Annotated in this window: 14 protein-coding genes; 10 read left to right on the forward strand and 4 right to left on the reverse strand. The window is 39.9% G+C overall.

What is annotated here, in order from left to right:
* Positions 1–3: 3 nt before the first annotated feature.
* From VUI23_RS02600 to VUI23_RS02615, 4 genes are all read right to left on the reverse strand, one after another.
* The gene (locus VUI23_RS02600; RefSeq protein ID WP_342806708.1) at positions 4–975 is read right to left on the reverse strand and encodes an aldo/keto reductase; all 972 of its coding nucleotides are present in this window, start codon (positions 973–975) and stop codon (positions 4–6) included.
* Between the two features lie 182 nt (positions 976–1,157).
* A complete protein-coding gene (gene cydB / locus VUI23_RS02605) occupies positions 1,158–2,156 on the reverse strand; it encodes a cytochrome d ubiquinol oxidase subunit II (RefSeq protein ID WP_216049795.1) in 999 nt (332 codons plus the stop codon).
* Positions 2,156–3,517 (reverse strand): cytochrome ubiquinol oxidase subunit I, encoded by a 1,362-nt coding sequence (locus VUI23_RS02610; RefSeq protein ID WP_216049796.1) that lies wholly within the window; start codon positions 3,515–3,517, stop codon positions 2,156–2,158. Before VUI23_RS02610 ends, cydB begins: the two co-directional genes overlap by 1 nt.
* Positions 3,518–3,621: 104 nt before the next feature.
* Positions 3,622–4,167: a GbsR/MarR family transcriptional regulator gene (locus VUI23_RS02615; protein ID WP_216049797.1), complete on the reverse strand. Its 546-nt coding sequence runs from the start codon at positions 4,165–4,167 to the stop codon at positions 3,622–3,624.
* Positions 4,168–4,652: 485 nt separating this feature from the next.
* Here VUI23_RS02615 and VUI23_RS02620 point away from each other — a divergent pair, with 485 nt between their 5' ends.
* The 10 genes from VUI23_RS02620 (at position 4,653) to VUI23_RS02665 (ending at position 12,443) form a co-directional block, all read left to right on the forward strand.
* A complete protein-coding gene (locus VUI23_RS02620; RefSeq protein WP_216049798.1) occupies positions 4,653–5,006 on the forward strand; it encodes a DUF2282 domain-containing protein in 354 nt (117 codons plus the stop codon).
* A gap of 15 nt (positions 5,007–5,021) precedes the next feature.
* A complete protein-coding gene (locus tag VUI23_RS02625; RefSeq protein WP_342806710.1) occupies positions 5,022–5,870 on the forward strand; it encodes a DUF692 domain-containing protein in 849 nt (282 codons plus the stop codon).
* Positions 5,863–6,603 carry a DNA-binding domain-containing protein gene (locus VUI23_RS02630; RefSeq protein WP_342806712.1) on the forward strand — a complete coding sequence of 247 codons (741 nt, stop codon included), beginning with the start codon at positions 5,863–5,865 and terminating at the stop codon, positions 6,601–6,603. The genes VUI23_RS02625 and VUI23_RS02630 overlap by 8 nt, the downstream gene beginning before the upstream one ends.
* 12 nt (positions 6,604–6,615) lie before the next feature.
* Complete coding sequence (locus tag VUI23_RS02635; RefSeq protein ID WP_216049801.1) at positions 6,616–7,146, forward strand: DoxX family protein; 531 nt, start codon at positions 6,616–6,618, stop codon at positions 7,144–7,146.
* A 528-nt stretch (positions 7,147–7,674) separates the two neighbouring features.
* On the forward strand, positions 7,675–8,649 hold the full coding sequence (locus tag VUI23_RS02640; RefSeq protein ID WP_216049802.1) for a DUF1852 domain-containing protein: 975 nt from the start codon (positions 7,675–7,677) through the stop codon (positions 8,647–8,649).
* Positions 8,650–8,680: 31 nt separating this feature from the next.
* Entirely contained in the window at positions 8,681–9,709 is a 1,029-nt protein-coding gene (locus VUI23_RS02645) for a methionine synthase (RefSeq protein ID WP_216049803.1), read from the forward strand.
* An 89-nt stretch (positions 9,710–9,798) separates the two neighbouring features.
* A complete protein-coding gene (locus VUI23_RS02650; RefSeq protein WP_342806714.1) occupies positions 9,799–10,653 on the forward strand; it encodes an alpha/beta fold hydrolase in 855 nt (284 codons plus the stop codon).
* Positions 10,654–10,714: 61 nt separating this feature from the next.
* A complete protein-coding gene (locus VUI23_RS02655; RefSeq protein WP_252729356.1) occupies positions 10,715–11,176 on the forward strand; it encodes a GNAT family N-acetyltransferase in 462 nt (153 codons plus the stop codon).
* 113 nt (positions 11,177–11,289) lie between these two features.
* Positions 11,290–11,814 carry a lipocalin family protein gene (locus VUI23_RS02660; RefSeq protein ID WP_216049805.1) on the forward strand — a complete coding sequence of 175 codons (525 nt, stop codon included), beginning with the start codon at positions 11,290–11,292 and terminating at the stop codon, positions 11,812–11,814.
* Positions 11,815–11,915: 101 nt separating this feature from the next.
* The gene (locus tag VUI23_RS02665; protein WP_342806716.1) at positions 11,916–12,443 is read left to right on the forward strand and encodes a hypothetical protein; all 528 of its coding nucleotides are present in this window, start codon (positions 11,916–11,918) and stop codon (positions 12,441–12,443) included.
* Positions 12,444–12,514 lie beyond the last annotated feature (71 nt).

A 12,514-nucleotide genomic window follows, 5' to 3' on the forward strand; every position in this document is an offset into this window, starting at 1 on the left:
AGGTTAAGGTAATTCACAACCACGGGCTGTTACAAACAGTGAATACCAATGTTCCCTTGTTAGTTCAAATTGTGACGCTTGGCTACAGGCTTGAATTCTCAGTGGATTGGTTGTGCCAATAATGGGTTGGATTTTCGCTGGGTGGCGCATTAAAAAAGCCAACAAAATCGCCTCTGCAGAGGTTTGGTAATCTGCTGCTAGTTTACTGACTAAATCTGCGGTCTGCTGAATATGATGTGGTTGATTTGTTAAACTCTTGCCAGACAAGGTGCCTTGGCAAAGGCTTCCCCAGGCTTGTACTTGAACATTGTTGAGTTGGCAATATTCCATAGTACCGCTAGGAAAGGATAGGTCTTTTGCCTGAGGATGGTTAGCCAGCACAACATCCTCTAAGAAATCTAAATGGGTTAGATTCAATTCAATTTGGTTGGCAACCAAAGGCATGTCTAACGCCGATTGCAATAGTTTCATTTGATGGGAATTTTGATTGGATACACCAAATTGTTTTACTTTGCCACTGGCTTTGAGTATCGAAAATGCCTCGGCGACTTCATCGGCTTGCATCAATGGATCTGGGCGGTGCAGCAGGAAAATATCAATATATTCAGTATTGAGTCGGTTGAGGATCCCGTCTACAGATTTTAAAATGTAGTGTTTTGAAAAGTCGAATCGTTTTGGGCCTTTTTCATCTTCAAAAACAATTCCACATTTAGATTGCAGTAGGATATTTTCGCGTAATTCAGGGCGTGCTTTTAATACTTCACCAAAAACCTGTTCTGCTTTTCCCATGGTGTAAATATCAGCATGATCAAAACTGTTAATTCCACAATCTAATGCCGCGTCAACCGCAGTATGTGCCTGTGTAACATGTTTAGATTCAAATGGAGCTGTGCCCCAAGATCCACCTAATCCCATACAGCCTAGGGATATCGGACTCATGCTTGGAAAATACGAATTCAACGGTATTTGTTTCATGCCAACGTCTTTTAAAATGAAATAATTCAGTCATTCTAATCAGTTTACAAAAAGATTACATTGAATACGTATGCGTTAGGTCAATTCACACTCGTCGGTGAATTGACCACTCATTTTATAAGCGCTGCAATGAAATTCAGCTATTTATCAGCGTGAACCTAAGTAAGCTGAAAATGGCTATTCTAATGGTATTCCAAATCTCTTACTTTTCCCCAGAACACACGGTATGAGAACAAGGTGTAAGCAAAAATACAGGGAATAACAATAAGTGCGCCATACAAAATAACCCGTAGAGACTCAGGTGCACTTGCTGCTTGCCAGATATTCAATTCGCCTGGCACCACAAAAGGATAAAAACTAAATGCTAAGCCGACAAAACTGAAGGTGAAAATGGCTGTACAGAGTACAAAGGGTAACCAGCAACCAGCGTCATCTTCTAACGGTAATCTTTGCAGCGTGAAATACCCAATCACAAAAAAGGCAAAACATAATATTGGTACCAACGCGATAAAATAGGCTAGCGGAGGTTGCGTCCAGCGTTCGAACACAAAGGGATTAATTAACGGGTTGATAATACACACAGCAAGGATCCCCACTAAACATACTTTCCCCGCATTCTTTGCCCATTTTACCGATCTAATTTGTAACTCGTCTTCCGTTTTCATGATTAGCCAGCACGCGCCAATGAGCGCATACGCCATTGCTACACCTGCGGCACTGAGTAAACTGAAGCCAACGGCTTCTATACTGGTTTCAAATCCCATCACAAACATGCCCAACATATAACCTTGAGAAGCGGCCGCAATGAAAGATCCTAATTTAAATAGCTTGTCCCAACGGTCTTTTTTATGAGCGATTACCTTGGCTCTAAAATCAAAGGACACTCCTCGAATTATTAACCCAATCAATAACATGGCGGTAGGCAAATAAAGTGCTTTCAAAATAATACTGTGGGCACTAGGAAAAGCGACTAACATCAACCCGACTGCTAACACTAACCAAGTTTCATTCGCATCCCAAAATGGGCCAATTGAGGCGATCATTTTGTCTCTTTGTTGTTGATTGTCCATAGGTAAAAGCAAACCAACGCCGAGATCGTAACCGTCGAGAATCGCATAAACTAGTACTGAGAACGCCATTAAACCGGCAAAAATAATAGGTAAATCGTGGTCTAAGAACATTAGTTGGCCTCCGCAGTCGCTGTGGTGCGAGCTGGTGTGTACTCAGCCGCATCGTATTCTTCAATTTCTACTGACTTTCTTGCCATGTAAAACAAAGTTTTTATGTATGCAAACAGTAAGAAAGCATACAGCGTCAAATACATCGCCAAGCTGACCCCAACGTTTTCTGGCGCAATATCAGTTACCGCATCCGCCGTGGTTAATATGCCGCTTACTAAATAAGGTTGGCGACCTATTTCGGTAACGTACCATCCCGCTAAAGTTGCAACCCAACCTGAAAATGTCATCCCAATGAAGAATTTCAGCATCCATGGTGAAAGTGACTTTTTCCGCCATAAGTAGAAGCTCGCTAACCAACTACTGAATAGCATGAGCATTCCTAGTCCAACCATGATTCTAAAGCCATAGAACACCGGCTTAACGGGGGGATGTTTGCCTTCAAATTCGTTTAGACCTCTAATTTGTCCGTCTGGATCATGGGTTAAGATAACGCTGGCCATCTTTGGAATGGCTATTTCTAAATGGTTAGTGCGCTGCTCTTCATCAGGGACAGCAAATAACAGTAGTGGTGCGCCATTTGTTGTTTCCCAAACGCCTTCCATTGCTGCAACTTTTTGAGGCTGATGCTCAAACGTATTAAGCCCATGCATGTCACCCATAATCACTTGTAATGGTGTGAGTATTGCGGCTAGGAAGATAGCCGTTTTTAAAGCTAAATTAGGGGCTTTTTTGTTATCGCCTCGAAGGATTCGGTAGGCTGAAATTCCGGCAATTAAAAAACAAATGGTTAACCCTGATGCTAACAGCATGTGCCCTAATCGATATGGAAATGATGGATTAAAAATAATCTCAAACCAGTCAACCGCATAAGCTACGCCATCGCGCATCTCAAAACCTGTTGGGGTATGCATCCACGAGTTAAGGGCTAAAATCCAAAACGCTGAAAGTGAGGTTCCTATTGCAACTATAAAGGTAGATAAAGTATGGAGCCAAGGCGGCACGCGGTTAATACCAAATAACATCACGCCTAAGAAGGTTGCCTCTAAGAAAAACGCAGTCATTATTTCGTAGGCCAAGAGTGGCCCCGCAATATTACCTACCGTAGCCATAAAACCTGGCCAGTTGGTGCCAAATTGAAATGACATTGTAATGCCACTCACCACACCCATTGCAAACGTGAGGGCGAATACCTTTACCCAAAAACGGTAGATTCGCATCCACACTGGATGTTTACTAATGTGAAAACGAACGCGGAAATAGAAAAGCATCCAGCACATAGCAATGCTTATGGCTGGAAATAAAATATGAAAACTAATGTTAGCTGCAAATTGAATGCGAGAAAGTAGCATTACATCTGCCATTGAAACCCCCTAGCGGCGCTGATTTTAGCCGTTGTTTATTTAAATTTAAAACTCGATGAATTTAACCCTGCGTACGGCGATAATCTGCTTTTTGCATGTTTGATTTAACTGCTTTTTAGGAACTTATCCTTCATATCTAAGACCTTTCCGACGCCTGAACCTAACTTCATTAAGGTTGCCATTTTTTCAGGACTCAGACGTTGCAGTTCTTCACTCCACTGTGTGACGTTTTCTAATAAGTCATGGATCTCTTGTAACTGTCGTTGCGCATATTCTTCTTGTTGATTTGCCGGTGTAACCAAAAGAGTATCTCGAAGCACGCTCATAGTGGGTTCAATTTCCCGTTTTCGACGCTCTTCAAATACTTTATTGGCCATATCCCAAATGCTGCCTAAAGATTTAAAATAGTCTTTTCTATCTCCGGGAACATGATGCATTTGCACTAGTCGCCACGACTGTAATTCTTTCAATCCCATACTGACGTTACCGCGAGAAACATTCAGGGCCTCTGCAATATCATTTGCGCTTAAAGGCTCTTCACTTATTACTAAAAGCGCATACATTTGACCAACAGTTCGATTAAAACCCCATCGACTACCCATTTCACCGAAATGCATAACGAAGGTTTCTATCATGGGTGTCATTTTCATAATCAAGACTCTTTTCTGAAGTTTCAGTAATTTCTGAAAATTATAAACGCTAATTGATGCAGATCAAATATTATTTTATTTATTTGTGTTTGCTATTGGCGGAATGGTTAAGAGTTTCGGTGAGGATTTTTGTATGAAATATGCTTTTTGTACTGAGCGAAGAATAATATTTAAACCAAATTAGCAGCGTTTATTGCGATTAGATCCCTACTTAATCGCAATAAAGGGTGTCTTTTTGGATGTTTTTTTCAACACATTTTAGCCGTTAAAAAGCGAACTGGCGATGGAGGCAGCTAATTGATATTCATAAAAATTTTATACTTTTTCATTTTTTGCTAATCCACTTCTTAAACAAAATAATTTTCTAAATAAAATATTTTTTTGAAATTTTAACGAAAGGCTAATGGTCTTTAACTTACATAATGGACTACATTGTTCAAAAAGTAGCCCGTTTTTCACAACTAAATATTTTGAGGATACGATTTATGAAACATAACAATTCGATTAAAACTGCTTTACTTATTGGTGCCACTCTTGCCGCTTCTCAAGTCGCCGTTGCTAAACCAAATGATCAATTATCATTAGCAGATGCGACACCTGAAAAAGTGAAAGTCGCTTTCCAAGAATGGAAAGATGGCAATAGACTACGTGGACGTAAAGACAAGTGTTATGGGATTGCTTTAGCCGGTGAGAACGATTGTAAAGCTGGCGCTGGCACAAGTTGTGAAGGGACTTCTACCGTTGATTTCCAAAAAAATGCATGGACTTATGCACCTAAAGGTTCATGTGAATACATAATCACACCAAATGGTGCTGGTTCTAAAGACCCAATTGCTTAAGCGTTTCATTTCCGAATGATAAAGCTAACTGAATTGCCCGCAGATGCGGGCATTTGTTTAAAACCAGAACATTTTGACGCTATACCAAGTAAGGTTGATGGTCATTTATGGTTCGAAGTTCATGCAGAAAACTACCTGATGCAGGGTGGTCCTAGACTTGCAAAATTACAGGAAGTTGCACAGCGATTTCCGTTAAGCATTCATGGTGTTGGGGCTTCGCTTGGTGGACCAAACCCACTTAATCCCGAGCATCTCAAGCGATTGGTTCGTTTAGTCAATTCGGTTCCTACCGCAGCTTTTTCTGAACATATAGCTTGGTCAGGTGCTGACGGAAATTATATGGGCAATTTAATGCCTACACCAATTACCACTCAATCCCTTCTTCGTACTGCCGAGAATATTGACCAGTTACAAAATGCAATTCAACGGCCCATACTGATAGAGAATCCTGCTAATTATCTCAACTTTAAATCTGACATGTCCGAAGCGGAATTTATGATGTCTTTGGTGAATAAGACTAGCTGCGGTATTTTGCTGGATGTTAACAATTTATTTATAAGCGCGAACAACACTGGGATTGACCCACAGCAATACATTGGCAATCTTGAAGCTACAGCTATCGGTGAGATTCATGTGGCTGGTCATTCGGTTGACCCTATCGAGAAAGATTTGTTAATTGACTCTCATGATAGTGATGTGTCGAATGCGGTTTGGGCACTTTTAAATGATGCTTTAAGTCACATTGGTCCTTGTCCTGTGCTGATAGAGCGAGATGCAAATTTACCGCCGTTTGCTGAACTGCTGGCAGAACGCAATATTGCACGAGAGCTAATCCAAAGTAGTAAAGTTGTTAGCTATGAGTGATTTTCATTTCGCCTTAATGGGCTATGTACAAACTGGAGACATACAAGATGTCACCGAACATCTTGATGATGGACAAAATAAACGTCGCTTGGCGGTATATCGGAACACCTTTATTAGTAGTTGTATTGATGCGTTGCAACGCAAGTACCCAAGTGCTGAGAAGTTATTAGGTGAGGACTTCTTTAAAACCTTAACTCGACAATTCTGTTTAACTAACCCGCCCACATCACCTGTTTTGGCAGAATATGGTGAAATTTTTCCTGAGTATTTAAACGATTTTTTGCAACATAATCATCCTGAACTTAGGTATTTATGGGATATATGTAAATTGGATCGAGCTTGGCATCATGCCTATTTTGCCGATGATAAACCTTCTCTTGGTCAAGATGAAATTGAATCCCTAATTGAAGATATCGAATCGAAATCACTGTCTTTGCACCCCAGCGTGCAGTTAATCAAAAATGATTGGTCGGTATCGTCTTTATGGGCACAGTTAAGAGTCAGTAACCTAAGCGAACAAGTCGCCATCGAGAATACAACTGAAAACCTTCTATTGTGGCGAGACAATAGCAGCATTTTGCATCGAGTCATTTCTGAATCAGAGAGCCTATTTATTTCTAGTATTTACGCAGGCCGAACTTTAGGTGAAGCCGCGGATGTGGCGATGCAAAATGGTGAAATAGACATAAGTGAAATATTTAGTCAGTTACTACTTAATAAATTACTAACATAAGAGAAAAAAAATATGAAAGCCCTAATGAACCTATATGCTGACATCACGGCCAAAGTCAGCTTGTATTTGACCGACATAACATTACTTCTTGCTAGGCTATTAGCAGCAAGTGTGTTTTTTCAATCAGGATTAACAAAGTGGAATGGGTTTCTTAGTTTTAATCCGGATAAATATGATTTATTTTTATATGAATTTTTCTGTCCAGATCCAGTTCGTGAGGGGGCGTTACTGCTGTGTGATCCTAATACGTTAGATTACGTCGAAGGGTCTACTATTGTGTCCTTTATTGAAACACTTGCTGTTTCTGCTGGGGTGGCTGAAATCGTGCTTCCGGTGATGCTCGCTTTTGGCTTTCTGACTCGTGTTGGAGCTGCTGGCTTAATTGGTATGACGTTATTTATTCAATTAGCTGTATTCCCTTCGTGGGATCACTGGTGGAATCCTGCAGTTTGGTGGTTTATTGTATTGTTGGCCGTACTTAGTATGGGGCCAGGAAGGATATCTCTCGATAAATTATTGGGCTTAGAAAAAAGCCGAGCATAATGTATCCCTTGCTAAGTTAGTTAGCCAGAGTTTGGGTTGACTAAAGTATCCTTATATATAGGCGCCTACATCAAAAGTAGTGCGTCTATGCCATTTATTCCACTGCTTCCGATAAAACTCGATATTTAGCACTCATCTTCAATTTATATTTTCCTACGCAGTACATGAGATAAATATTCCTGCTCTGTCCTTAGTCGCTTCGAGCAAGCTTTATTTGCCGCCTTTAGTGCAGCGCAAAGCGCCATCTATTAATAATCAATTAAACTAACTCATGAATTACAGTCATGCATTAATGAAATAATATCATTTTTATTCATGAGTTGAACCGCGTATAAAACCCACTCTGCTTCGACTTTAGATTTTTACTTTACACATATTGCCGTTGATTCTTGATAGTTCGTTAGGCCCAAACCCTGAGGCTGTGAAAGCGATGGCCGACAAGGAAGGCCGCAAAATAAAGTTGCAAAGTCTAAAACGAGCTAACAATAAATTTAGGTTTTATCTCAGATAAATTGGATACAAATCACGATGACTAAAGATTTTATATTTACTATTAACAAGGTTGCTTTTGATGAAAATTATCATCCCTCAGACAACACTCGTATCACGACCAATTTTGCTAATTTAGCAAGAGGACAGAGCCGTCAAAAGAACTTACGCAACGCTTTAAATATGATTGACAATAGTTTTAATGGCATGGCCTGTTGGGATAATCCCAATGGAGATCGTTATTCGGTAGAACTTGATATCATCACCGTTGATATTGACATTGAAGGCAGTGGTCGTAGCTTCCCATCGATTGAAATTTTAAAAACCAATATTGTTGACCATAACACCAACAAACGCATAGAAGGCATTGTCGGCAATAACTTTTCCTCTTATCTGCGAGATTATGATTTCAGCGTATTGTTGTTAGAGCATAACAAGAATCAACCGAAATTTAGCATTCCCGATAATTTTGGCGACCTCCACGGGAAACTGTTTAAATCTTTTATTAATTCAGATGCCTATAAACAGCACTTCAAAAAACTCCCGGTTATCTGTCTCAGTGTTTCGGATAACAAAACCTATCACCGGACTGAAAATCAACATCCGATATTAGGTGTTGAATACCAGCCAAATGATTCATCGTTGACGGAACTATATTTCAAAAAAATGGGATTACAGGTTCGTTATTTTATGCCGCCCAATAGTGTCGCGCCTTTGGCTTTTTATTGTTGCGGTGATTTGCTTAATGATTACACAGCGCTTGAGTTGATAAGTACCATCAGCACCATGGAAACATTTCAAAAGATCTATCGACCTGAAATCTATAACGCCAATGCAGTTGCGGGAAAATGCTATCAACCAAATTTGCAAAATCAGGATCATTCACTGACTCAAATCGTGTATGACCGCGAAGAACGCAGCCAGTTGGCTAATGAGCAAGGAAGATTTGCTGAGGAGCATTTCATTAAACCCTACCAAAGAGTCCTTGAGCAGTGGTCTGCTAATTACGCTTAACATTTAACTCCAATATAAGACTTTATTTATTATGAAAACACTATTACCTACATCAACTGCCGGCAGTTTACCTAAACCCTCTTGGCTTGCGCAGCCTGAGACACTTTGGTCACCTTGGAAATTACAAGATGAAGCGCTAATTGAGGGGAAACGAGACGCTTTACGCTTGTCATTACAAGATCAACAGCAAGCAGGAATTGATATTGTCAGTGACGGTGAGCAAACCCGTCAGCATTTTGTGACAACTTTCATTGAACACCTTGATGGTGTCGATTTTGAAAAACGTAAAACCGTTAAAATTCGTGATCGTTATGATGCCAGTGTACCCACTGTCGTTGGTGCTGTTGCTCGTCAAAAGCCAGTTTTTGTTGAAGACGCCAAATTTTTACGTCAGCAAACCAATCAACCGATTAAATGGGCCCTACCAGGTCCTATGACGATGATAGATACCCTGTATGATAACCATTACAAAAGCCGTGAGAAATTAGCTTGGGAATTCGCCAAAATTCTCAATCAAGAAGCCAAAGAATTAGAAGCAGCTGGTGTTGATATTATTCAATTTGACGAGCCTGCATTTAATGTGTTTTTTGATGAGGTAAACGATTGGGGAATTGCTGCTTTGGAAAGGGCAATCGAAGGGCTTAAATGTCAAACTGCTGTACATATTTGTTATGGTTATGGCATAAAAGCTAATACAGATTGGAAAAAGACGTTGGGCTCTGAGTGGCGACAATATGAAAAAGCCTTTCCCAAATTGCAAACATCTAATATCGATATTGTTTCACTGGAATGTCAAAACTCTCGTGTTCCTATGGACCTGATTGAACTTCTTAGAGGTAAAAACGTGATGGTAGGGGCGATTGATGTCGCAACCAATAAAATAGAGACAGCAGAGGAAGTGGCTAGTACCTTAAGAAAAGCCTTAGAGTTTGTCGATGCTGACAAGCTCTATCCTTCAACCAACTGTGGCATGGCTCCTTTATCACAACAAGTGGCACGAGCTAAACTTGCTGCTTTGAGTGCAGGGGCAGAAATACTGCGAACAGAACTCTCTAGTTAAGAGAGTTCGACTTAACAATATTTACCTATAAGTTCGCAACCTAATTTTAATTGAGTGTTAAAAACAAAAAGGCAGTGAACCTAAAATATATGAATATCATTAAGTATTTAGTTTGTTTGCAAGTTTTCTTGGCAACAGAGGTTTTAAGTGGGGAGACATCGTTATTTTTAGATAATGGTGAATATCAAATCCCCGCTATTTACTCCGCTCCATCTGGTATGGACAAATATCCCGCGATAATTTTACTCCACGGTACTGCATCGAATAAAAATGAAGTAGGTGATTTATATGCGATATTAGCCAAAAGGCTAAGAGACAATAATATCGCATCGATTAGAATTGATTTTGCGGGTACTGGCGATAGTGAAGTGGACTATAGTCAATACACATTAGCCAGTGCAGTGCGTGATGCAGATATGGCAAGGGGGTTTTTAATCGAACAGCCGCAAATTCTAGCCGATTCTCTGGCGGTACTGGGATTTAGTCAAGGCGGGTTGATTGCGCAATTGTTGGTGATAGAGCATCCCGAACTCGCTGCACTGGTAACTTGGTCATCGGTTGCGGGCGATGGTGGTGAACCGTTTTCAAGCCAGTTTGGGCAGTATTATGCTGAAGCTAAAAATAACGGCGTGGCTGAATTAACATTCGAGTGGCGCGCACCGTTAAATTTAAGTGTGCAATGGTTTGAGCAGGTTAAAAAACAGAAGTCATTAACTGAGCTGGCGAATTATCCTGGTGCAGTTTTAGCCATTGCTGGTGGTGCAGATACTATTGTTGACCCTATATCTTCGCTTAGATTGATACAGGCAGCAGGCTCTGAGGATGCTCAAGCGGTAGTATTGAAAGGGGCGGATCATGTATTTAATGTTCTCGACCCAACGGCAACAGAAGACGAGGTTTTACTTAAAATTACTTTGCAATGGTTACTGGAAAAGTTACATTAAATTCACACTTAACCTTTGATTAGGTGCATTTTAACTAAAATAGACTGAGTGAATTTAACCGTTGGAAAATATAAGTATACGAAAAGCGATAATAGGCGACCTTGAAAAGTTAATAGAATTAGAGCAAAAGTTGATTGCGGCCGAACGTCCCTTTAACTCGATTTTAAAAGCAAAAGATGCAACTTATTACGATATTGAAAATTTAATAACCAGTCCATCGTCATATTTGGCGGTAGCTGAATTCGAGGGCGAGATAATAGCCACGGGTTATGCGCAAATTCGAGAGTCGAAACGAGCCCATAAACACGATCATCATGTTTATTTAGGCTTTATGTTTGTAGCTCAAGAGTATCGTGGTCAGGGGATTAATAAACGAATTATGCAAACATTAATTGCTTGGGGCAGGGAACAAAATTTGGATGATTTTTATCTGGATGTTTACGCCACTAATGAATCAGCGATCAAAGCTTATCGAAAAGCGGGGTTTGCTGAATCCACTTTTGAAATGAAACTAAACTTTTAGATAAACGCTACCTTTTGAATTAAATTTTTAATCAATGTAAGTGATACAAATAAGCTATTTGTGCGTTAAAACTACTAGGTTTAGACATTTTTAGTTAATTAGGTTTGGTATTTATGAAATTTAAGCTCGGTTTTCTTTTAATCATAAGTTTGTTCGTTGCTTCATGCACATCGATTCCTCAGGGAATAGAACCGGTCAAGAATTTTGAGTTGAATAAATATTTAGGGACTTGGTACGAAATCGCTCGTTTTGACCACAGTTTTGAAGAAGGTTTAGAAGCTGTCTCTGCGCAATATTCCCTACTCGAAGATGGTGGTGTCAGTGTTACCAATCGGGGATTTAACCCTGAAGAAGGTGAATGGGAAGAAGCCAAAGGCAAGGCTTATTTTGTTGATGATGAATCAGTAGGACATTTAAAAGTATCTTTTTTCGGTCCTTTTTACTCTAGCTATGTCATATTTTTCCTCGATAGTCGTGATTACCAATATGCCTTGGTAAGCGGACCGAACCGAGAGTATTTATGGATATTGAGTAGAGACAAAAATTTACCAAAATCGGTTGTAGACATGTTAATTACTGAAGCCAGTGCAGCTGGCTATGATACTTCCAAATTAATCTTCGTAGACCATGAACAGTGACTAATAAAAGACATCATTCAAAAAAATTGAAATTATTATTTATGAATGAAGGTCTTAGCTAAAAACAAATCTCTGAATGAGAAGAAAGCGGAAGGAATAACATGCTCGAAAGTCAGCTTGAAGTAGTGCGCCAAGCCAAGCAATTTTTAACTTACACTGATATGACTGAATATCAGCAGATCTTAAAACCTCATCTCTCAGGCAGTGCAGGTATGCACATGCGGCATATTCTCGATCATTATTTGGCGCTAAAAAACGGACTCGCCATAAAATCAATTGATTATGATAAACGAAATAGACATTCGGAATCAGAAAGGTGCCCCAAAGCCGCACTAAAAGAGTGGCAGGAAATCGAAACTTGGTTAGATTCTGTTTGCCAAAAAGATCTTGATGTTAACTTATTAGTTAGCTGTGAAGTCAGTGCAAACAAGGTTGAACAGGTTCAAGTTCAATCCACTTTAGCGCGCGAGTTGGTATTCATCTCAAGTCATGCCATTCATCATTTTTCATTACTTAGTGTGATCCAGTCACTTAGAGGGCAAAGTACCCCAGAAAACTTTGGTGTTGCCCCTGCAACAGTTTCTTTTCAGCGGGAACAGACGCGAAAAACCGCAGTTTCCAATGCTTAATTAAATCTAAAATCCTAGCCTAATGTGTAAAAACCATAGAAATTTTATGGTTTTTATGGATAATATCGCCG

It is taken from the genome of Alteromonas sp. M12 (genome assembly GCF_037478005.1).
In the GTDB taxonomy this organism is placed as follows: domain Bacteria; phylum Pseudomonadota; class Gammaproteobacteria; order Enterobacterales; family Alteromonadaceae; genus Aliiglaciecola; species Aliiglaciecola lipolytica_A.